Origin of the sequence: Muricauda sp. SCSIO 64092 (assembly GCF_023016285.1) — a bacterium.
In the GTDB taxonomy this organism is placed as follows: domain Bacteria; phylum Bacteroidota; class Bacteroidia; order Flavobacteriales; family Flavobacteriaceae; genus Croceivirga.
In genome coordinates, this window is record NZ_CP095413.1 from 5,483,483 (window position 1) to 5,506,380 (window position 22,898).

A 22,898-nucleotide genomic window follows, 5' to 3' on the forward strand; every position below is an offset into this window, starting at 1 on the left:
CATGAAATTCACACCCTACCAATAGCGGTTTTTAAGAAGCTGGTCAACAGGTATGGATTCACTCACACAAATTGTTCTTGGCGCTTCGGTTGGTGAGGCCGTTTTGGGAAAAAAAGTGGGCAACAAAGCTCTGCTATGGGGCGCTGTAGCCGGAACAATCCCGGATTTGGATGTATTGTCCAATTATTTTTTGGATACGGTAACCGCCATAGAAGTACATCGTGGGTTCAGCCATTCGATTTTTTTCGCGCTCTTGTTTGCCCCCTTGTTCGGTGGGTTGGTGTGGAAGGTTTACGCTAAAAGGCAAGCGTCATGGATGGACTGGTCCCTTTTGTTTTTTTGGTGCCTTTTTACACATCCTTTGCTGGATGCCTTTACCACATGGGGAACACAACTATTTTGGCCTTTGGAAATCCGTTTGGCATTCCAGAGCATCTTCGTGATCGATCCCTTATATACCCTACCCTTTTTGATTGTTGTACTTATGGTGTTACGGCTGAAAAAATCAAATCCAAGGAGAAAACAACTGAACCGCTGGGGACTTATCATCAGTTCAGGTTACTTAGTGGTCACCCTGATTTTAAAAGGTTTTGCCAACCATAGCTTTGCCCAGGCTTTGGAACAACAAAAAATCTCCTACAGTGGCTTGTCAACAAGACCGGCCCCCTTCAATACCATACTCTGGATGGCCAATGTGGATACCCAGGATGCGTATCTCATTGGGGAATACTCCTTTTTTGATACCAAACCTATTTCCTTTAAACGTATACCCAAAAACCATCACCTATTGGAAACTTTTGCCTCCGATGATAAAGTAAAAAGGCTCATTCGGATTACGGAGGGTTGGTATGCCATGACAAAAAAGGGGGAAAGGCTTTATTTTAATGATTTGCGTTTTGGCCTTTTGAGCTTGGATCCCGAGGAGACACAGTTCGTCTTTTCCTATGAACTTCGGCATACGACAGACGGACTGGAATTTCATGAGGTTCCCAAATTTCGGGGGGATGCCCAAAGATTGCTCCATGCCCTTTGGGAAAGGCTTAAGGGAAACTAGTTGGCCACTTCAGCTGTTTCCTTTTACTATCGGTTGCGCCTAAAAATTCGACTGAAGAAGGTCAAATCACCCAGAGTGATACCATCCCCATTAAAACGTATGGATTGGAAGGCTGTTTCAACGTCTTCCTGCAACATCCGTCTCCACATACTTCTTAAATTCCAATAGCCGTTGTTCCAACATATCTTCATAATCCGTTCCCTTATATTTTTCAAAAGTGCGTTTTGAAATACCGGTATACCAAACAGTTTCGGTGAGTTCCAATGCCGCTTTTTGTTCAAGGCTGCGCTTAATGTAAATGTTTCCAGAACTAAGTTTGTATCGTATGGTATACGATTCATTATCCACCAAATCCACAATTTCCACATCAAATATCTCTCCAGATCCAACAATAACCTTACAGCGTTTATTCTTCGCCAACCCATCTCCACATCTTACATCAACAACATTGCTGTCCCATAAGCTAATGGTAGAAAAATCGGTTATGGCGTTCCAAACGTTTTCAGCGTTTTGGTCGAGTTCAATTGTATTTTTAAAGGTTTTGGACGTTGCCCCTTGGGCAAAAATGATAAAGGGCACCAAAAAAAAGGTGAGTTTTAAAAAATTTTTCATGACCAATGATTTAATTTATGCTAAAGTTCAGCTAAACATTGGATTACGACTGTGTCATTTGACACAATAATGGATCCTACCAAAAATTTATGCGGCGGTGAGTTTACGTCGAATTCGGTGTAGGGTTTCCCGGGAAGTGCCAATATAGGAGGCGATAATACTAACGGGTACTTCCTGCACCATAGCGGGGTTGTTTTGCAATAAATCGAGGTATCGCTCTTCAACGGACAATTTGGAATTCTTATTGGCCTCTACAACTTTGGCCGATAAAATATATTCGGTGATCGTCTGAATGAAATTGGCCAGTTGTTGATTTTCTGATTTTATCGCTGCATAACCAGACCGCTTTAACTCACAGTATTGCACATCGGTAAGGGCCTGACACTCGTCCATGGTGGACTTTTGATGGAAGAAACTATCCATAATGGTCCAACAGGAGTTTGGGCTAATTACTTTTAGGGTAACCCTTTCGCCCAGATTACTGTAGGAATAGTAATGAAGAAAACCCCTTTCAAAAAAATAAATGCTATCCACTTTTTGACTGGGTTGTATCAGCTTATCCCCCTTATTTAAGGTTCCCTCCGTACATTGATCCAAGAGAAAATCCATATTCGGGGCTGAAAGCGGTCCAAAACCTTCAAAAAATCTTCGAAGCATTTCCATGTATTAAAAATACCACTTTTTGAACCATTACCATTGTTAAAAAAGCTATGGGACCCGTTATCTTATCCCAACCATCCTTCCCGATCCAAACTCCTATACTGAATAGCTTCTGAAATAGGGTCGCCAGTAATGGCCTTTGCATTTCCCCGGGCTGTGGATAGCTCCTCCCTCCTACCAAAGCCACATCAGTTATAGTATATAATGTGATGGTCTTATCCAATTCATATCATTAACCAATCAATGGCTTATATCCCACCCAGATCAATTCGGAACGTCTCACTAATCTTATAATAGTCGTGAGGAAATATCCGAGGAAAACAACCGGGAGATTATTTAATTTACGTTCCAGCTGATTCCGAAGGTTGGGAGCTGGCCACTGACCGATCAAGAGGCGTTTCCACCGTGTGGACCCGAATGACCTCCTGAACGATACAGTAGAGATCAATGATTATGCGCTGGGCTATTCTGGATTGATTATTCAGCAGTACGCAAATACCCAAATCTTCCTCAGGAAAGACCGCTATTTCATTGCGGAAGTGGTTGACACTTCCCCCATGGTGCCACATGGTGTTTTCGACCGTTGGGTTACCTGAGCGGTAGGTATGGATCCTCCAGCCAAAACCGTAATACGAGGCCGTATGTCCGGGCCAGCGTTGATAGTACTTCTGCCTCCCCGGTATCTCAACAAATGGTGTAAAGGCCTCCTTTAAGGTTTCGCGTGTCATTACATCAGGACGATGACCGAGCAAAAGCTGCATCCATTTCGCCATATCCTCGGCGTTCGAATTGATGCCCCCCGCAGCAACGGCATTAAAGTAGGAGTTAGTAAGCCTTTCGGATTTCCATCCACGTCGGGATTTGACATGTGGTTTGGCTTTATTCCCTATCTTCCCAAGTGCCTCAAAGTCCATGGTAGTCGCGCACATTTCAAGCGGTTTGAAAAAGCGTTCTTCCAAGGATGTGGTAATCTCCTCCCCGGTAATCTTCTCCATCATTTCCCCGGAGAGCGCAAATAGTGCGTTTTGATAGCTATACATTTCCCCTGGCCTACTTATAGGCTGTACCTCAGCAAATCGGCCTGCGATTTCATCCAGGGGTAGCCCTGCCTCCACCAGGTTTGTGTAGCTGTGATAGGGTGCTCCCGAGGTATGTGATAATAAATGGGCCAGTGTGATGTTTTCGGTATTCTCCCGATTTCCCAATTCAAATTCGGGAATGCAGTCACTGACCCTGTCTTCCCAGGCCAATATTCCTTCACGCTTTAGATCTGAAGCAAGCACCCCCGTAAATCCCTTTGAAAGCGAACCCAGTCGGAAGACCGTTTGCCCGTCTACCTTTTTACCCGTAAGGCTATTCTTTATTCCGAATCCGTCCGCCAAGAGCACTTGTTTCCCATGTACAATGCTTACACCGGCACCCACAACTTCCCCAGCGGCTATGGCCCTATGGAAATAGGAATCAACGGCCTGTTGCAGGGCAATCCGCAGCTCTTTGCCTAAAACCTTATTATTATGTTCTAGGGATACATAGCTATTCTCATCCAAGGTTTCCATTGAAGAACTACTGGCTGAAACGGAATCATTTCCACTTGATGTCAGAACAAATAGGAAAAGAAACAAAATCGCCAAACCAGCGAAGACTTTAAATCGGTACATGTGCAAAAATGGCTTTCGTCCGGCTTTGGAATGTCACAGGACGTTTGGATAGTAAACCCATTAATCCGTTGATTATTATATGTTCCGGTATTTTTATCAAGAACTAGCTAAAATTAAAGAAAATCTATTTAGGCAATACGCATATTCTTTTCAATACTAGGCAAAATGGGTTTGCGAGTTAGAAGCTTGCAACAAAAAACCAGAACCATGCTTCCCTGTCCAAGCCGCAGTATTGGATGGCTTCGGAAATATTGTCCCCGGTAATGGCCCTTGCACTTTCCAGGTCGGCTATGGTCCTTGCCCACAACGCCCTCTAGGATGTGGACGTTCTCCGAATCACATATCTGTAGCAAAAGGTCACGGCAGCGATGTTAAAAATCGTCCGTTAAAACACTGTAACGATATTTCGTCGCCCAAACTATGTGACAACTTAAATTACTTATTGAATGGGAGTTCCTCAGATATTCGGCCATTCAACATAACAAAAATATTTATAGAAACTAAAGCAACTGCAATCAAATTGCAGGGTTTTAGCCATTAAATGGAGAATAAAAACAGTAATTTTAAAGTTCTAAATGTAGATACATGAAACTCTTTAACTTATTGTTCTTTATATCCTTTTTAATTCTCGGATGTAGTTCAGATAATGAAAGTGAAGAAGAAATTAACGCTATTGCTCTACCCAAGTTAACTACCACAGATATTTCAGAAATTAATCCAAAATCTGCTTTGTCTGGAGCAGATATCCAAGATAATGGTGGTGGAAACATTATTTCAAAAGGAATTTGTTGGAGCGTAGACGAAAACCCCACAATAGACGATTATAAAACAGATGAAGGTATCGGAAATTCATCCTTTACAAGCGCACTCATTGAGTTACGGCCAAATACCCAATATTATGTTCGTGCTTATGCAACCAATGAAAGTGGAACAGCATATGGTAATGAAATAAGATTTAAAACTGATCATTTTATCTACGAAGGCCATGTGGCTTTGAAATCTCAAAGCGAAGTTGATGAATTTGGAGCATTGGGTTATACTATTATTAATGGTGCTTTAAATATAGGAGAGATTCAAGTTCAATCTGATATATCCTCTTTGACCAATCTCAAAGATTTAACCGTAATCGAAGAAGTATTGACAATTGAAGGAATACATTCTTTTGAAAGCTTATCTGGACTCCAAAATCTTAATCATTTAGGCGCAATGTATATCAGAGATACTAAAATCACCAATCTTGATGAGTTAATAAATCTTACGGAACTGAATGGTGGTACTAGTGGGGGGGGTATTTCATTTTTAGGGGGTAATGAAAACCTTAGAGATATAGATGGTTTAAGAAACATAGAGAAAATAAACGGTTGGTTGGATATTAATAACAACCCATCATTAGAAAACATTGATGGTTTGATTAGCTTAAGGACTATTTCAAATCTTACTATAGACAGAAATAACAAGATAACTAACCTTGATGCCTTAATAAATATAAATTCCACCCTCACTTTTCTTGAGATAGAACGCAATCAATCATTAGAAAACATAGACGGGTTAAGGAACGTAATGTCTATCAATTTTAGATTGATAATAGATGATAATCCGGTATTAAAAGATTTTTGTGCTTTATCATCGATAGCATTAAATGAAGAAGAATTTAACTTTATCATTTCAAATAATCTTTACAACCCTACTAGAGAAGATATTAAAAATGGACAATGTAAATTGTAATATTTAGTAACTATCAGCCAAATATGCAATCTATTTATTGACTGTTTTAGGTATTTAGGGATATTCAGGAGTAATATAACCTATTGATTTTCATTGGAATAATCCGTACCTTGAAGTAACATAAAACCCCGAGAATGGGCCATAATGCCCAAAAACGGGGTTTTCTTTTTTCTCTAGGTATGAAGATACGTCGATTATCCGAGTTTCAGGGCCGTTTTGTCTATCCAAATTTTGACACCGACCATGAACTGTTGATGGAATCCTTTTTGGATACCCGTTTGGGCGTTATTTACCAGGCGGTCCCATGGATGGAACTTGTATCCGTCTTTGGTCTCAGGGAACCAAGAAAAGGCCCCCGTCCGATGTTCTCCCCACGCGGGAAGATTGCACTGATGTTCCTAAAGCACTATGCCGGCTGTTCTGACAGAAAGCTTATCGAGCACCTGAACTCCAATGTCCACTATCAGATATTCTGTGACATTGTGGTCCCTGTGGGCCCTCCCATCACAAACTACAAGATCGTGAGCGATATCCGTTGCGAGCTTGCGGACAGGCTCAATACCGGAAAGGTGCAGCAGGTGCTTGCGGACAAATGGGTGCCCTACATGTCCGACCTTGGCAGTATCTGCATGGACGCCACCTGTTACGAGAGCGACATGCGCCATCCCACCGACATCAAGCTGCTCTGGGAGGCCGTGGAGTGGAACCACCGCCTGCTCAGGGAACACTGCAAGGTGTTGGGACTGCCGCTTCCCCGCACCAAGTTCAACAAGTGGGCAGGGCGGTACAGTGGCCACAGCAAGTCCAGAAGGCCGTCAAAGAAACAGAGAAGGGGCATGACAAGGGGACTGCTCAGGTTGTTGGACAAGCTCCATCCCATATTGTCGGAGCTCGAAAAAGAGCATGCCATCTCTTATGGCTCCGACCGTTCCAAGCGGCGAAGGGCAACGGCAACCATACTACGGCAACAGGCACAACAGTTTCACAAGGGGACCAAGCCCACGGGGCGAATCGTCAGTCTTGACAGGCCCTACATCCGTCCCATCAAAAGGGGAAAGGAGGTCAGGGCCACCGAGTTCGGGGCAAAGGTCAACAAGCTACAGGTGGACGGTATCAGTTTCATCGAGCATCTGTCCTTCGACAACTTCAACGAGGGCACACGCCTCAAGCGGACCGTATGGCTCGCCCAACCCCTCTTCAGGACCAAGACAAAAATGTTGGGCGCAGATGCCATATACGCCACCAATGCCAATCGGAACTTCGTCACCGCCAACGGTATCAAGACCGACTTCAAGAGAAAGGGCAAGAAGACCGGGCACCACGAACATTTTGGGATACTGGCCAAAATGATAACAAAAGAGAGGGCGACACGTTTGGAGGGAAGCTTCGGGACGGACAAGGAACACTTTCTCCTGAAAAAGATCAAGGCCCGTACCGAAAAGACCGAGATGCTCTGGATATTTTTTGGAATCCATACATCAAATGCCCTCAAAATTGGACAGCGAATCCAAAACCAAACCCAAAAAGCGGCCTGATAATCCATCTTAAATCAAAAAATCAAACCCTAGGTGGGAAAGGTATGCTTATTCCTGAATGTCCCTATTTAATATCTAATAAAAAGGAGGCGCCCGCTACCCCCAGTTTGTAACTGGTGGTTATACCATGAATATCACCCCAACCATCCTTCCCGATCCAAACTGCGGTACTGAATGGCTTCTGAAATATGGTCCCCGGTAATGGCCTTTGCATTTTCCAGATCGGCTATGGTCCTGGCAACTTTCAGTATTCTGTCGTACGCGCGTGCAGACAGGTTTAGCCGCTCCATGGCGTTTTTGAGAAGTTGTAATGAGGCTTCATCTAATTTACAATACTCCCGAATCTGCTTGGTGTTCATTTGTGCATTGTAGTGTACCTTTTCCAGGTCCTTAAAACGTTCGGTCTGCAGTTCACGGGCTTGGGTGACCCGCTTTCTGATATCAACACTACTTTCCCCCTTTCTGTCATCGGACAATTTTTCAAAAGGTACCGGTGTCACCTCAATATGGATATCGATCCTGTCCAATAAGGGTCCGGAAATCTTTCCCAGATAGCGTTGCATCTCTGCCTGGGAAGAGGTTACCGGGGCATCGGGGTCATTAAAATATCCCCCTGGACTGGGATTCATACTGGCAACCAACATAAAGCTGCTGGGGTAGGTCACCGTAAACTTTGCCCTTGAGATAGTCACCTCCCGATCTTCCAGGGGTTGTCGCATTACCTCAAGAACGGTGCGCTTAAATTCGGGTAATTCATCCAAAAACAGGACCCCATTGTGTGCCAATGAGATTTCCCCGGGCTGTGGATAGCTCCCCCCTCCAACCAAAGCCACATCGGAAATGGTGTGATGGGGCGAACGGAAGGGCCGTTGACTCATCAATCCCATGTCCTTTATCTTACCCACCACACTATGGATTTTAGTGGTTTCCAAAGCCTCATGAAGTGTCATTGGGGGCAAAATTGAGGGCAACCGCTTTGCCAGCATGGTCTTTCCTGCTCCCGGTGGACCGATCAAAATGATGTTATGGCCCCCTGCCGCTGCAATTTCCATGCAACGTTTGATGCTTTCCTGACCTCTCACATCGGAGAAATCAAATTCAGGGAAGTCCAATTTGTTATAAAACTCCTCCCTGGTATCAATGATCGTTGGTTCCAATGGCTTCCCAACATCAAAAAAATCAATGACTTCCTGGATACACTCCACACCGTATACTTCCAACTTTCCGACTATGGCCGCTTCTTTGGCATTTTCCTTGGGGAGGATAAATCCCTTATACCCTTCTTCCTGTGCCTTTATCGCAATGGGAAGGGCCCCTTTAATGGGCTGAACGGCGCCATCCAGGGACAGTTCACCCATGATAAGGTAGTCTTCAATATCGGGCGACTTAATTTGACCAGAGGCTGCCAGAATTCCCAATGCCAAGGTCAAATCATAGGCAGAACCTTCCTTTCTCAAATCGGCGGGCGCCATATTGATGGTTATTTTCTTCCCTGGGATTTTGTAACCATTGTTTTTGAGTGCTGCCGCTATCCTATAATTGCTTTCCTTAATGGCATTGTCCGGTAATCCAACAAGGTGATAGCCTATACCGTTATCCACATTCACTTCAACGGTGATCGTAGTGGCCTCCACCCCAAAGACGGCACTTCCAAAAACTTTAGTGAGCATGCTTACTTTTTGGGGCTAAAAATTAATAAATGTGGTGAAGTTGATTTGATTTCCTCCTCGTTCATCATCATCTTTCGGAACTCCCCATTGACAAACATTTCCGCCTGATCTTTGTAATGCTTGCTCAGGGGATTGCCAGACTGCCCTGTTGGCAATATGCTGATACTGTTTTCAATATCCGAAAAGTCCACAATCCTCCGGGTAGAAGGAATACTGGAAACCTTGTAGCGTCCATCCGCCATGGTCCTAAAACCCTGATTGTTCAAGGTGCCCGAAGTACCCGAGGATGGAAACGGCCCTACGGTAAAATACTTTTTCAGGGAAGCGACCCTGCCCATGGGATGGTCATGTTCCAAATAATGGGCCTTATCCCAGGTCCAATTGGTATGGTCCCCACCCAGTTCCTTGGTCAATTGCTCCCATGTATCCTTGAAAGAACGGGTGACGATCTGGGTTCGATTTTCCTTAATGTCCTTAGTAGTGACATCATCCCACCAAATGGACTCGGGGTTATCGAACACTTTTCTCAGCTTCAATTGTACCGTATAGGAAAGATATTCCTCCTTTGAGGAAAACTCATCCGCAAAAATATTCCTATGCAGGTTTTGCCCCATTTTCTCAAAAAACAATCCCCCAACACTTTTTAGGTCAAAACTCCCATCCCAAGCCTTTAACACATCCAAATATGCCAGTTGTTCCGTGGACAGCCCCTCTATTTCCATATCCTTCAGAAAACTCGCAATCCTATCCGTTGCCGTTCGTAAGGTAATGTCATTGACCATTCGTTTCATATCGTCCATGGTCCATCCTTCTTTTTTGGCTTCCATCAAGTCTATTATTCGTCCCGCACGTCTGCTGGAATTTGCAAAATAGCCCGGGACGTACATTCCCGCCGTGGAATCCGGTTGATTGTTTGCGGAATACACATAAGATGCCGGTGGATTGATCGATTTTGGATTATGCCCAAAACTTAAATAGGTAACGGGCTCATTGTCTCCGTTAGCACCATCCAAAATAAACTTGGTGCTTGTACTATCCGGCATTTGGTACAGTTTTGCCGTTCCCCACCACGCGATATTACCCTCTGCATCTCCGTACATCACATTGAGCCCAGGTGCATGGATATTGGGCAGGAACTTACTGAATTCCTGCATATCCGAAGCGTGGTTTAACCCATAGAGGCCTTGGACCAACCTATTTTCGAATTGGGTAAACAACCAGTACATACTTACCAAACGTTCCCCTTCCACTCGGGTCCTATTGGCATGATTGGCATTCACAATTGGCCCGTGATGCGTTTTTCGATATTGAAAATCGATTGCTCCCACATCCTTTACCTGAATTGTTTTGTTCACATATTCAAACTTCCTCCATTCGTCTTTGAAACGATACAGGGTGGTGTCATTTGGATGTTGTTCTTCATAGTAAAAATTGGTATCGTCATTGGCCAACATGGTAAAACCATGGACCATCTTACGGTCATGGGACAGCAACGGAAAAGGGACCCCCGCCAAATAATAACCGTATTTCTCATAATTTGGGGTCACCAAATGGGCTTCATACCAAACTGAAGGTTGCGCCTGGGCAATATGTGGGTCATTTTCAAACAACACTTTGCCCGTAGCTGTTTTTTCAGGCGCCAACACCCAACTATTGCTGCCATAAATTTCTGGGATGGGCAGGTTATCAAGGGCACTCGCAATTCGCCTTTGGATAGCTTCAAGTGCAACAACCGAAGAATCCCTATATACCGGAATTTTGATTTCCTTGGAGGGGTCATTCGCAAAAAGCTCATTCGTATAAGACGAATCCAATACCTTGAGCAAGTTGGTGTTCACGATGTCCCTTGCCCCTTTATTGAAGGTAAAACCCATATAGGCCACAGCGTTGTAGACATCTTTCAATACAAATTTTTGCTTCTCGAGTCCCGTTAAATAGAATTCAATCGGTGTTGGGCCATCTTCGATAAATTGATTGATTCCATCCAAATACGCATTGGCCAAGATCGCACTGGGGTGGTTGCTGTCCAAATTTGCCAAGGCTTCTTCATTGTGGTCATCGATTCCCAGGGAAAGAAAAAACTTATCCGTTTCCAGTGTTATCTCGCCAAAAACTTCGGATAGCCTTCCCGATCCTGCCCTTCGCAATAGCTCCATTTGCCAAAGTCTGTCCTGGGCATGGACATAACCCAGGGCACGCATGGCATCTTCCTCGTTGGCCGCATAAATATGCGGAATACCGTAGGAGTCAAAATACACTTGAACGGTATCGGAAATGGCAACCATCTCCTTTTCCCCTTCATAAGTGGGGGTTAGGCTGTTCAGAAAAATAAATGCTGCAAAAACTACCAGCGTAATTAGCCCCAGCAGGACTAATAGCACTCTCTTCAGTTTATTCATGGTGGGGTATTTTAGTTGCTAACTAAAATACTAATTCATGGACAATTGGTATTGATTTAATCCGAATTTTAGCCATTCTTCGTAAGTATCCGTATCCACATACTGCACGGCGGTGTTCAAAACTTCCAATTCTGGAGAAAGCAGTACGTAATAGGGTTGGGAGGCCGAATTGAAATTGATGGTCTGAAAAGTACCCCATTTTTGCCCAATTGTTTTAATGGTCTTGATACGACCGGATTCATATTGGAAATCAAATTGCTGTGATTCCGGAAGCTCTTTTCGATCGTCCACATAAAGCGAAATCAAGACATAATCATCCCTGAGCATCGGATAAATCTTGGGGTCACTCCATACATTTTCCTCCATCCTCCTACAGTTCACACAACCCCAACCCGTGAAATCCAATAATATGGGTTTGTTCATTTCCCGGGCGGCGGCCACACCTTCTTCAAAAACCTTGTAACAGTCCAATCCCAATGGACAGTCACTCTGTTTTTCTGAAATGGAATAAAAATCGGGGGGTGGAAAACCACTCAAGGGTTTAAGATGGGTAATGTTCGTCAATCCCAGGACGAGATATACCGCAAACGCCAGACTGAACACCCCGGTCGCTTTTCTCCCCAGGGATGGTTTTTGCTTTTGCCCATCATGTGGAAAACGAAAGATTCCAAAAAGGTAAAGTGCCAATAACAGAAAAATAACAATCCAAATACCCAAGAAAATCTCACGTTTAAAAATGCCCCAATTCCCCACCAAATCCGCATTGGATAGGAACTTAAAGGCCATGGCAAGCTCAAGGAAGCCCAATACCACTTTTACCGTAGTCATCCAACCACCGGATTTGGGCAATGAATTCAACCACGTTGGAAAGAGGGCAAATAAGGCAAAAGGAAGGGCCAATGCCAACCCGAACCCAGTCATTCCAATGGTAAGATTGGTAGCCACACTGCCCTGCGCCAATGTTGTACTTCCCAAGAGTCCTCCCAAAATAGGTCCGGTACAGGAAAAGGAGACTATGGCCAGGGTAAGCGCCATAAAAAAGATTCCCAAACCACCACCAACCTTGTTGGAAGCCCTATCCAATTTATTGGCCCAGGAATTGGGTAAGGTAAGTTCATAATATCCAAAAAATGAAAATGCAAAAAAGACGAAAATGGCAAAGAAAAACACGTTCAACCATACATTTGTTGCAATGGTATTCAGTATTTGGGAATCGACGGAATCAAATAGGTGAAAGGGAAGACTCAATAAAAAGTAAATCAGGACAATAAAAAACCCATAGAGCAAGGCGCTTTTTATTCCTTTGGAACGATTTCCGGAGTGCTTGGTAAAGAAGGACACCGTTAAAGGGATCAACGGGAAAACGCAGGGCGTAAGCAACGCAATGAATCCGCCCAAAAAGCCCAATCCAAAAAGCATCCAAAAGTTGGTTGAGGCAGATTTTTGATGTATTGAACCTTCCTCCAATTTGGATTTTTGCTTTAAATCCAACTTTAGGGCATTGGTCATTGCCAAACTGCGTTCGTCAAGTGTGCGATTTTCCACAACCACTTCCCCTCCACTCAGCGAAATGGTAAAAACCTCCTCTTTTAGAACACAAACTTCCTTACAAATCTGGTAATAAAGAATGACTTCAACCTGTTTTATATCCGTATTGAGAAGTCCAATCTTCTGTTTAAAAAGTGCTTTTTCCTTAAAGAAGGTTTCTTCAACATCAAAGACCTCCGTATATTTTTTATAGGTTTTCCCTTCCTCGGTAGGGCCAAGGAGCTCGTAGTCCGTACCGGCTCCCACAAATTCAAATTCACTGGGCATTGACCCTCCTTCCGCGGTGTACAGGGAGTAGATAAACCAGTCCTGGTAAATGTCCGCCTTAAAAATCAATTCATACCCATCCTCGATTTCGACCACTTCGTGGCTCCAAACTGCCGGGTTATCATCGGATTGGGCATATCCAAAAATGGACGGCAAAAGTGTTGCCAATAAAAGAACTGTATATTTCATGAAACCCATGTGAACTTTAGAATTTCTTTTGTTACTCCCGTTACTTTAAACCTATCATCCAATCGTTTTCCCAACACCCAAACTATCTTATCCCCCGAACAAAGGAGCCATTGGCTTTCTTTTTGAAGGGTCGTATACTTTTCATCCTTAAAAAATTTCGACAGTTTTTTTCTCCCTTCCATTCCCAACGGATAAAAGTAGTCGCCAATTTTCCATTTCCTTAATTTTAACGGATAGTTTAACTTTTCCTTATCAACATAAATCACATTGGGCGAAAAGGCTCCTATGACATCTACCACATCCATCGTAAGCTGCAACGGTTCTTTTATGTGGTTTTCATCTTCGGTAAGCAGAAATACCTTTTCTTCGGATTTGGCAATGGGGGCCAAAATCAAATAATCCCTATCCTTTATCATGCGGTGGGTCCGCGACCGTACTTCCTTTCCACTTTGGACCGTAAGCAAATGGGTCAAATCTTCCCACTGGGTAAATCCAAAATCCCTAAAAAGTAGGTGGAGATACCCTTTCAATGGATTTAGCTTATCCAATTCCGATATTGGGATGTGGATTTCACCGTCCGTTTCCGTAAAAAGTCCAACTTTCAATTCTTCTTTGTAATTCCCCAACAACTGACTACTGTAGTCCAGATACTCCTGCGTTTGTTGGAAGTTGGAAAGAAAAGTAGCATTCAGCTCCTTTAATTTTGGAATGATTTCATGACGAATTTCATTTCTTAGGTATTTTACATCCTTGTTGCTAAGGTCCTCCCTCCAGGTAATGCCATTTGCCTTGGCAAATTCCAAAATTTCATCTTTGGAAAAAGTCAGTAAAGGCCTGATGATATCCTGGTTTTTTCTTGGAATTCCCCGCAAACCTTCCAAACCTGTACCTCTGGAAAGATTGATGAGAAAGGTTTCCAAATCATCATCCAAATGATGGGCCGTAAGGATATGGTCAAAACCTTTGGTTGTTGCCAGTTTTTGAAACCAATCGTACCGCAGTTCCCTTGCTTTGAGTTGCACGGAACCCGTTTCGTGGCTTAGGTCAAAAGTTTTAAAGAAAGCCGTTATTTTATTTTTTGTGGCCCAGGCAGCCACAAATTCTTCATCCCTATCGGAATCCATGGCCCTAAGCTTATAATTACAATGGGCAATGGAAAAATTATAGCCGTTCTCCAACAATAGATGGGCCAATACCATACTATCCATCCCTCCGCTGCAAGCCAGCAATAATCCCTTTTTTTTCAAAAAAGGAAAGTGATTTTCAATATGGCTATTCAACTTGTCCAACACCGGACAAAAGTAAGACTTAAAGAATTTCCAGGAATTTGTCCAAAGCAGCCCGATGTTGATCGGCCAATTCCTGGGTTACGATTTTTCCGGAATTATCAAAGTTTTCGGCAAATGAGGGCATGGAAAACGTAGCGACCACTTCGGCTCCAAATCGTGGCACTAGTTTTTCAGTAACGCCCAGTGCACCCTTACCGCCACCTTTTCCCCTGGACGTGGAAATCAACAGTACCTTTTTTCCCAATAAAAACTTACGTTCCAATCGGGACAACCAGTCCAGTAGATTTTTGAAGTAAGCCGATGGATTGCCGTTGTGTTCATTCACGGAAATAATGAGGGCGTCCATTTTTTGGATATCATTCTTCAATTCCACCAATGAATTTGAATACCCTTCTTTTCTTTCCAGGTCCTCACTATATAGCGGAAAGGGATAATTGGCCATGTTCAACAAGCGGGTTTCATGATTTTGAATCAATGATACCGTATATTTTACCAATTTGTAATTAATGGATGTGGAAGAATTACTTCCTGCGAATGCTAAAATCTTAGCCATGTTCAAAAAAGTTAATGTATTCAGCAATAATCTCTAAAAATCAGCCTATTGCGTGTTTTTTATCTAATTTTGGCACCTAAAATAATCCAAATCCCTCTGGATTACGAATATTAAGTGAAGAACTACAGATGAAAGTTGAGTCCAAAAGATTGTTTTTTATAGATGCCATGAGGGCATGGGCAATCTTAATGATGCTCCAGGGTCATTTTATCGATGGGCTTTTGGATCCCCTTTTCAGAAATCCCGACAATTCCGTTTATTCCGTATGGCTGTACTTTAGGGGAATTACCGCTCCTGTTTTCTTTACGGTTTCGGGATTCATCTTTACCTACCTCTTGTTGAGGGTGCCGGAAAAAGGGTTTGAAAACCCGCGCATACGCAAGGGCATAAAACGAGGGTTGCAACTGTTGGTGATTGGTTATGCGCTGCGATTAAACTTATTTGGGCTTCTAAAGGGACAAATCTATGATGGTTTTTACTTGGTGGATGTGCTTCATTGTATAGGTCTGTCCATTTTGGCCATCATTGGTTTTTATCTTTTGACCAGTCGAAGGAAAGCCTATTTTTTTCCCTTACTGTTGCTTTCCACCACTGTACTGTTGTTTCTTTTTGAACCCGTTTACAAGCAATGGTCTTTTTCCTGGTTGCCTTCGGGCCTGGCCAATTATTTGAGTAAGGCCAATGGTTCCGTATTCACCATTATTCCGTGGCTGGGTTATACCACCTTGGGCGCTGCCCTGTCCATAGTATTTATAAAATTCAAGGATTTTAAACTATTGTACCCCGTCTCAATCGTGTCAGCCCTAATTTTAGGGGTATTTCTTATTTACTTCTCTTCACCCATGTTCATGGCGCTGCACGAAATGACCGGTATCGATTTGTTTGCCCTTATTTATTCTAACAATTATTTATTTATTCGCCTGGGGGACGTGTTTGTTGTATTTGCCGTATTTATGCTGATCCGTAAGATATTGATCAATACAACCCTATTGAACATTGGATCCCATACGCTATCCATATATGTTATCCATTTCATCATCCTTTATGGGAGCTTTACGGGCCTGGGATTGTATAAATTCTTTCACCACCAACTACATCCGTCACTTGCAATTACTGGTGCCGTACTGTTTATGTTGGTATGTACGTATTTGGCACTTCAGTACAACCGTAGGGAAAGCGAATTAAAGGAAAAGGGAGCCGCGCTTGTTGCAAACGGAAAAATGCAGCTATCCCTATTCTCCAAGAGGGCCATTCCAGTTATCAAGGAGCAATTGGTACGAATTAAGATGTCCTTCCTACGTTTTTTGGCTACTTCCAAAAACTAAAAAGCGGTTCTATTACATCCACACATTTCGAGCTTACACATGGATGGCCCTATCCTCCGTGGCGGCCAGGGCAGCTTCCTTCACAGCTTCGGCATAGGTTGGGTGCGCATGGCTCATTCGGGCCATGTCCTCGGCAGAAGCCCTAAACTCCATTGCGGTTACCGCTTCGGTAATTAAATCCGCGCAACGCGCGCCAATCATATGTACACCTAAAACCTCATCGGTTTTGGCATCGGCAAGAATCTTCACAAAACCATCAATGTCCATGCTGGCACGGGCTCGACCCAGTGCCCGCATTGGAAATTGTCCAACTTTGTAGTCCACACCTGCTTCTTTTAACTCTTCCTCGGTTTTACCAACCGCGGCAACCTCCGGCCACGTATAGACCACTCCAGGAATTAGGTTATAATCAATATGTGGTTTCTGTCCCGCCAGGATTTCGGCCACCATGGTCCCCTCTTCCTCAGCCTTATGGGCCAACATGGCACCACGTATGACATCACCAATGGCATAAATATTGGGTGCCGTAGTCTGCAAATGGTCATTTACCGTTACGCGGCCCCTTTCGTCCAGTTGAACCCCTGCCGCTTCGGCATTTAGTCCATCCGTATAAGGTCTTCGACCAACGGAAACCAAGCAATAATCGCCTTTAAACTCGACCTCCTGGCCCTTTTTGTCATCCGCTTTCACAATGATTTCAGTGTCCTTACGCTCCACGGATTTCACCTTGTGGGACAAAAAGAATTTTACTTTTTGTTTTTTCATGGACCGCATCAATTCCTTGGACAGTGCACCGTCCATACCTGGTATGATTCGGTCCATATATTCAATAACGCTCACTTCCGCTCCCAAACGTTTATACACTTGACCCAGTTCCAATCCTATGACCCCTCCGCCAATCACGATCATGTGTTTTGGAATTTCGGATAGTTTCAAGGCTTCGGTGGACGTAATAATCCGTTCCTTGTCAATCTCAATAAAGGGTAAGGTAGAGGGCTTGGAACCCGTGGCAATGATCGTATTCTTGGCTTCAATGGTTTCTGTTTTTCCATCCGCCTTTTTAATGTCAATGTGAGTAGCATCCTTAAAACTCCCAAGGCCTTCAAAAACATCAATTTTGTTTTTATCCATTAAAAACTGAATTCCCTTGGTGGTTTGGTCCACTACACCATCTTTACGGGAAATCATCTGTTTTAAGTTTACTTTGATTTCGCCAGGGATGTCAATCCCATGTTCCTCAAAATGTTTTACTGCATCTTCATAATGATGGGACGAGTCCAACAAGGCCTTTGAGGGAATACAACCTACATTTAGACAGGTACCGCCCAAGGTGGCATATTTCTCCACAATTGCTGTTTTCATACCCAATTGGGCACATCGGATAGCGGCCACGTACCCCCCAGGGCCAGAACCGATAACGGCTACATCATATTGACTCATATATAAAAGGATTTCCTAATTAGAATTATTTTTGGAACGACCTCAAAAATACGAATGTTTTTCGGGAACAATTGCAGATTTAGGCTGGGGAGAGCGGAAATTTAATCCCACCATAATACCCCATCCACAGACCGGAGAGCAGGGTTGTACTTAGTAGCAAATCATACCAAAATGGACTGGGATTGGCCTCACAACCCACAAAGATCAAAACCTTGGCCAGAACGGCCGCGGAGAGCACAAGATTGGGATAATAATTGTCCTGTAGGACCAAGAGCGATGTCAAAAAACCGGTAATCAATCCTGCCGAGCCGATACCTAAGGTTTTAAATGTTAATTGTATACTGTCGGCATTGCAAAAAGCAACACCTTTAAAAAGCACATCCTCCACCAAAGTGGTGTATAACAGCAGAACGGACAAACCAATGAGTGTGGCAAATAGTGTTAAGGCGAACCGAAGCCTGGGTGTCATGTTGGGTTGTTTTTTGATTGATTTGATGTAACAACCTCAAGTTAGGTGTAAATAGTGCACAAGCACCCCTTTTTTAACGTCGTTTTAGGTTAAACTTTCTTAAAGTGCTATGGCCGTAGTCTTTTTGACCTCATTGATACCAAAGGAACTTTGCGTGCTTCCAATTTGATCGATTGCCGTAAGCTTGTGTACCATAAACTCCCTGTAGGCGGTCATATCGGCAACGTTTACCCGGAGGATATAATCATAATCCCCGCTGATATGGTGACATTCCTGTACCTCGTCCAGTTGTTGGACCTGATGTTCAAACCGTATCACATTTTCTTTGGTGTGCTGTACCAATTTTACGTGGCAGAATACGGTAAACGACCTACGAATGGCCTCCCTGTCCACCAGGGCCACATAATGGGTTATCACATTTTCACGTTCCAGCTTTCGAATGCGTTCAAAAACCGCTGTAGTGGAAAGTCCCAGTTCGGCGGCATAAGCTTTTGTAGTGCGTTTGCAGTCTTCCTGTAAAAGATTCAACAGTTTTCTATCTGTTTGATCCAAAGTCATTTCCGATGATTTTTCGTTCGACCGCGTGCAATTTAATTAAAATAGAATAAAATTCTAAATAATTGTACATATTTAAAATAATTTACTATTTATGATTAATATCATTGAATTTCATATTGAAATAAAAGATTTTAGTAGTTAAATTCTATTTCATAATGAAAAACAAATCGGCACAAAAGCTACAGGACCTTCACTATTTCGGTGAATTTGGTGGAGTGAATCCATCCATATCGGATTCCTCGACCTACACCTTTCTTTCCGCAAAAAAGATGTTCGATACCTTTGAGGGCAATACCGAGGGCTGTTACCTGTACAGTAGACATTCCTCCCCTTCAAACCTGTATTTGGGCGAAGCCCTTGCCGCTTTGGAAGGCACGGAAACCGCCAATGTCTACGCTTCTGGAATGGGCGCGATTTCCGCAGTGATCATGCAACGCTGTGAAGCAGGCAGCCATATTGTGAGCAGCCGAACCATTTATGGGGGTACCTATGCCCTTATGAAAAACTTTTTGCCAAAGTTGGCCATTGACACCTCTTTCGTGGACATAACCAATTTGGAAAAGGTGGAAAAATCCATTACCAAGAACACTAAAATGCTTTATTGTGAAGCCATAAGCAATCCATTACTGGAGGTAGCGGATATTCGTTCCCTATCCAAATTGGCCAAAGCCCATGGTATTCCCCTGGTAGTGGACAACACCTTCTCTCCGCTAAGTATAAGCCCAGTGCACCTGGGCGCGGATATTGTAATTCACAGCCTTACCAAATTCATTAATGGATCCAGCGATTGTGTGGCAGGTGCAGTCTGTGCTTCAACCGAATTTTGCCTAAGCCTCAAAGATGTCAATAACGGAGCTGGAATGCTCATGGGTAGTACTTTGGACAGTTTACGTGCGGCCTCTATTTTGAAGAATATGCGAACCCTGCATATTCGAATCAAAAAGCATAGTGAAAATACGCTCTACCTGGCCCAAAAATTCCAGGAAGATGGATTAAAAGTAGCGTATCCCGGGCTTTCCTCCCACCCCGGTCATAACACCATGAAGGAGCAAATGAATCCACAATATGGTTTTGGCGGATTAATGACCCTTGATGTGGGTTCCCTGGACAAAGCGAATGCCCTAATGGAATTGATGCAAAAGGAAAACCTGGGCTATTTGGCCGTAAGCCTTGGATTCTATAAGACCTTGTTCAGTGCTCCCGGTACCTCGACCTCGTCGGAAATACCCTTGGAAGAACAAGAGGAGATGGGTTTAACGGATGGCCTGATCCGGTTTTCAATCGGTCTGGACAACAACATTGAAAATACCTATCTACGGATGAAACACTGTATGGAAAGACTCCATATCCTGGGCCCCAAAACCACCACATTGGCCTAGAAGGAACCCTTCCAGGTTTGCACAACAGGTCTCAAAGTTGTAATATTAGGCTTGCACAACTCAATAGCCCATGACCCAAAAGACCAAGAAAGCCAAGTACAGACAGGATGAACAAGTAGTTGAAAATAGGGAACTGAACATATGGGAAGCTTTGATTCCCGTGGTTGCCCTGGTGGGCATGTTGGCGTACAATGTATATGTGTTTGGGGACGATGCCTTGAGTGGTTCCAATCAATTTATACTTCTTATGGGCGGTGCCGTTGCCGCCACCGTAGGTTTCTTCAATAAGGTCTCCTACAAACAGATGCTGGCGGAAGTGGCGGAAAACGTGCGTTCCACTACCGGTGCATTACTGATTCTTTTAATGGTTGGGGCCTTGGCGGGCACATGGCTGGTCAGCGGAATTATCCCTGCCATGGTCTATTACGGGCTTCAAATATTGAACCCCACCATTTTCCTGGCGGCCTGTGTCATTATTTGCGCCATTATTTCCATTGCCACCGGAAGCAGTTGGACCACAGCAGCCACGGTGGGTATTGCTTTGGTGGGCATTGGCGAAGCTTTGGGCATTTCTTTGGGGATGACCGCAGGTGCGGTACTATCCGGAGCCTATTTTGGGGATAAAATGTCCCCTTTGAGCGACACCACCAATCTGGCTCCGGCCATGGCCGGTGGCGAGTTGTTCTCGCATATACGCTATATGGCATGGACCACAATTCCTACCATTTCGATTACGCTTTTGGTCTTCATCATAATTGGCTTTACCAATGATACCTCCGGTGTTGCCGATACAGGAACAATTTTGTCCACCATTAATTCTTCCTTTAATATCAATGGTTGGCTTTTTATAGTGCCGGTCGTTGTAATCCTATTTATCGTTAGGAAAGCGCCACCCTTGCTGGGGTTGTTGATAGGAACGCTATTGGGCGGGGTTTTTGCCTTAATTTTTCAACCGGATATCGTGGCCAAAATTGGCGGTGGGCCCCATTTGGATTTCGCGACGGGCTACAAGGGAATTTTGAATGCCATAACCGTTGATACCGCTGTGGAAACTTCCGACCCTGCCTTGAACGAGCTCTTTTCATCTGGGGGAATGGCAGGCATGTTGGGAACCATTTGGCTTATTGTCTGTGCCATGGTCTTTGGAGGGATTATGGATGGTATAGGTGCTTTACAGCGTATTACCAAATCCTTGTTGAATCTGGCCAAGACCACTTTCGGGCTTTTCGCCAGTACGGTGGGCAGCTGTCTGGCTTTGAATGTCACGGCATCCGATCAGTATTTGGCCCTGGTGGTCCCGGGCAAAATGTTTTCCAAAGCCTATGAAGAACGCGGATTGGCCCCCGAGAACCTGAGTCGGACCTTGGAGGATTCCGGGACGGTAACCTCTGTTTTGGTTCCGTGGAATACCTGTGGGGCTTATCACAGTGGTGTTTTGGGAGTGGCCGTGGGCGATTATTTTTTCTATGCCATTTTTAATTGGCTAAGCCCTTTTATGACCCTCTTCTTTGCCGCTTTTAAAATCAAGATAAAACAATTGGTTAACGCTTCCAAAGCATAGAATTCGACTTCAAATTTTATACCTTCGCAACTCCTTCCCTATAATGGGGGAAAACAGACGATAATTCACTTTTAAACACGTATAAAATGGCTACAGTAACCTTAAAAGGAAACGAAATACATACCATGGGAAATCTCCCAGCCAATGGAAGTCAGGCACCTGATTTCACATTGGTCAAAAATGATCTGGGCGCAACTACCTTGGCCGATTACAAAGGACAAAAAGTCGTCTTGAACATTTTTCCAAGTATTGACACCGGAACCTGCGCCCAATCCGTTAGGCAATTCAACCAGGAGGCGGCCGAACTTGAGAACACCAAAATTCTTTGTATATCCAAGGACCTTCCCTTTGCGCAAGCCCGTTTCTGTGGAGCTGAGGGCATTGAAAAGGTAGAGACCCTTTCCGATTTCCGTGATGGCAATTTCGGGAAATCCTATAACGTTGAGTTTACGGATGGCCCGTTACAGGGACTTCACTCAAGGGCCGTTGTGGTTTTGGACGAGAACGGTACGGTAACCTATTCCGAGCAGGTCCCTGAAATTGTGGACGAACCCAATTATAAAGCTGCGCTGGAAGCACTAATGGATGCCTAAGGAGCCTTTTATCATCAACCGGATCAAAAGTATTGGCTTTGCCTTTAAAGGCCTTTTTATCCTTATTAGGACAGAGTCCAGTATCCAAATCCAACTGGTGATAGCCCTTGCGGTGACCTTGGCGGGCTTCTATTTTGGAATATCCAAAACAGAGTGGATGTTACAGTGTATCTGCATTGGAATGGTCATGGGAATAGAGGGGTTAAATACGGCCGTTGAAAAAATCGCGGACTACATTCAACCGGAATACGACAAAAAAATAGGATTAATCAAAGATATTTCTGCTGGGGCCGTAATGGTCGTTTCCATTGTGGCCGTCATCGTTGGCTGTATCATTTATTGGCCAAAAGTTTTTTAGCGCAACATCCCCCGGCCCTTTAGGAAACGTAAATTTGTAACTTAGCTCCTTATTTT

General features: G+C 43.9%; 20 protein-coding genes. 8 read left to right on the plus strand and 12 right to left on the minus strand.

The window, feature by feature from the left end; genetic code table 11:
- Nucleotides 1-52: 52 nt before the first annotated feature.
- The gene (locus tag L0P88_RS22905; RefSeq protein WP_247132381.1) at nt 53-1,054 is read left to right on the plus strand and encodes a metal-dependent hydrolase; all 1,002 of its coding nucleotides are present in this window, start codon (nt 53-55) and stop codon (nt 1,052-1,054) included.
- 117 nt (nt 1,055-1,171) lie between these two features.
- Here L0P88_RS22905 and L0P88_RS22910 read toward each other — a convergent pair whose 3' ends face one another.
- From L0P88_RS22910 to L0P88_RS24045, 4 genes are all read right to left on the minus strand, one after another.
- The gene (locus L0P88_RS22910; RefSeq protein ID WP_247132382.1) at nt 1,172-1,666 is read right to left on the minus strand and encodes a hypothetical protein; all 495 of its coding nucleotides are present in this window, start codon (nt 1,664-1,666) and stop codon (nt 1,172-1,174) included.
- A gap of 87 nt (nt 1,667-1,753) precedes the next feature.
- Complete coding sequence (locus L0P88_RS22915) at nt 1,754-2,323, minus strand: Crp/Fnr family transcriptional regulator (protein ID WP_247132383.1); 570 nt, start codon at nt 2,321-2,323, stop codon at nt 1,754-1,756.
- Between the two features lie 344 nt (nt 2,324-2,667).
- Nucleotides 2,668-3,882 (minus strand): serine hydrolase domain-containing protein, encoded by a 1,215-nt coding sequence (locus tag L0P88_RS22920; protein WP_247132384.1) that lies wholly within the window; start codon nt 3,880-3,882, stop codon nt 2,668-2,670.
- Nucleotides 3,883-4,162: 280 nt separating this feature from the next.
- Nucleotides 4,163-4,291: a hypothetical protein gene (locus L0P88_RS24045; RefSeq protein ID WP_281499754.1), complete on the minus strand. Its 129-nt coding sequence runs from the start codon at nt 4,289-4,291 to the stop codon at nt 4,163-4,165.
- A gap of 278 nt (nt 4,292-4,569) precedes the next feature.
- Here L0P88_RS24045 and L0P88_RS22930 point away from each other — a divergent pair, with 278 nt between their 5' ends.
- Together L0P88_RS22930 and L0P88_RS22935 are read left to right on the plus strand one after the other, a co-directional pair.
- Nucleotides 4,570-5,709, plus strand: a complete 1,140-nt coding sequence (locus L0P88_RS22930; RefSeq protein ID WP_247132385.1) for a hypothetical protein — start codon at nt 4,570-4,572, stop codon at nt 5,707-5,709.
- Between the two features lie 179 nt (nt 5,710-5,888).
- The gene (locus L0P88_RS22935) at nt 5,889-7,244 is read left to right on the plus strand and encodes a transposase (RefSeq protein WP_247132386.1); all 1,356 of its coding nucleotides are present in this window, start codon (nt 5,889-5,891) and stop codon (nt 7,242-7,244) included.
- A 134-nt stretch (nt 7,245-7,378) separates the two neighbouring features.
- On the opposite strand, the gene L0P88_RS22940 is transcribed toward L0P88_RS22935, so the two are convergent.
- The 5 genes from L0P88_RS22940 to L0P88_RS22960 all read right to left on the minus strand — a co-directional run bounded on the left by L0P88_RS22940 (nt 7,379) and on the right by L0P88_RS22960 (nt 15,159).
- A complete protein-coding gene (locus L0P88_RS22940) occupies nt 7,379-8,914 on the minus strand; it encodes a YifB family Mg chelatase-like AAA ATPase (RefSeq protein WP_247132387.1) in 1,536 nt (511 codons plus the stop codon).
- A gap of 2 nt (nt 8,915-8,916) precedes the next feature.
- Nucleotides 8,917-11,313, minus strand: a complete 2,397-nt coding sequence (locus L0P88_RS22945) for a penicillin acylase family protein (RefSeq protein ID WP_247132388.1) — start codon at nt 11,311-11,313, stop codon at nt 8,917-8,919.
- 30 nt (nt 11,314-11,343) lie between these two features.
- Nucleotides 11,344-13,317: a protein-disulfide reductase DsbD family protein gene (locus L0P88_RS22950; RefSeq protein WP_247132389.1), complete on the minus strand. Its 1,974-nt coding sequence runs from the start codon at nt 13,315-13,317 to the stop codon at nt 11,344-11,346.
- Nucleotides 13,314-14,564 (minus strand): tRNA lysidine(34) synthetase TilS, encoded by a 1,251-nt coding sequence (tilS, locus tag L0P88_RS22955; RefSeq protein WP_247132390.1) that lies wholly within the window; start codon nt 14,562-14,564, stop codon nt 13,314-13,316. Before tilS ends, L0P88_RS22950 begins: the two co-directional genes overlap by 4 nt.
- A 61-nt stretch (nt 14,565-14,625) precedes the next feature.
- A complete protein-coding gene (locus tag L0P88_RS22960; RefSeq protein ID WP_247132391.1) occupies nt 14,626-15,159 on the minus strand; it encodes an NADPH-dependent FMN reductase in 534 nt (177 codons plus the stop codon).
- A 128-nt stretch (nt 15,160-15,287) separates the two neighbouring features.
- Here L0P88_RS22960 and L0P88_RS22965 point away from each other — a divergent pair, with 128 nt between their 5' ends.
- Nucleotides 15,288-16,484 (plus strand): acyltransferase family protein, encoded by a 1,197-nt coding sequence (locus tag L0P88_RS22965; RefSeq protein ID WP_247132392.1) that lies wholly within the window; start codon nt 15,288-15,290, stop codon nt 16,482-16,484.
- 33 nt (nt 16,485-16,517) lie between these two features.
- On the opposite strand, the gene lpdA is transcribed toward L0P88_RS22965, so the two are convergent.
- From lpdA to L0P88_RS22980, 3 genes are all read right to left on the minus strand, one after another.
- The gene (gene lpdA, locus L0P88_RS22970) at nt 16,518-17,924 is read right to left on the minus strand and encodes a dihydrolipoyl dehydrogenase (protein ID WP_247132393.1); all 1,407 of its coding nucleotides are present in this window, start codon (nt 17,922-17,924) and stop codon (nt 16,518-16,520) included.
- Between the two features lie 79 nt (nt 17,925-18,003).
- Nucleotides 18,004-18,393 (minus strand): hypothetical protein, encoded by a 390-nt coding sequence (locus L0P88_RS22975; RefSeq protein ID WP_247132395.1) that lies wholly within the window; start codon nt 18,391-18,393, stop codon nt 18,004-18,006.
- Nucleotides 18,394-18,492: 99 nt separating this feature from the next.
- Entirely contained in the window at nt 18,493-18,951 is a 459-nt protein-coding gene (locus L0P88_RS22980) for an Lrp/AsnC family transcriptional regulator (RefSeq protein WP_247132396.1), read from the minus strand.
- A 155-nt stretch (nt 18,952-19,106) separates the two neighbouring features.
- Between L0P88_RS22980 and L0P88_RS22985 the strand changes: the two genes are divergently transcribed.
- The 4 genes from L0P88_RS22985 to L0P88_RS23000 all read left to right on the plus strand — a co-directional run bounded on the left by L0P88_RS22985 (nt 19,107) and on the right by L0P88_RS23000 (nt 22,842).
- Nucleotides 19,107-20,330 carry an aminotransferase class I/II-fold pyridoxal phosphate-dependent enzyme gene (locus L0P88_RS22985; protein ID WP_247132397.1) on the plus strand — a complete coding sequence of 408 codons (1,224 nt, stop codon included), beginning with the start codon at nt 19,107-19,109 and terminating at the stop codon, nt 20,328-20,330.
- Nucleotides 20,331-20,400: 70 nt separating this feature from the next.
- On the plus strand, nt 20,401-21,891 hold the full coding sequence (gene nhaC, locus L0P88_RS22990; protein WP_247132400.1) for a Na+/H+ antiporter NhaC: 1,491 nt from the start codon (nt 20,401-20,403) through the stop codon (nt 21,889-21,891).
- An 86-nt stretch (nt 21,892-21,977) separates the two neighbouring features.
- Nucleotides 21,978-22,484, plus strand: a complete 507-nt coding sequence (gene tpx / locus L0P88_RS22995) for a thiol peroxidase (RefSeq protein WP_247132402.1) — start codon at nt 21,978-21,980, stop codon at nt 22,482-22,484.
- A complete protein-coding gene (locus L0P88_RS23000; RefSeq protein ID WP_247132403.1) occupies nt 22,477-22,842 on the plus strand; it encodes a diacylglycerol kinase in 366 nt (121 codons plus the stop codon). The genes tpx and L0P88_RS23000 overlap by 8 nt, the downstream gene beginning before the upstream one ends.
- Nucleotides 22,843-22,898: the final 56 nt, after the last annotated feature.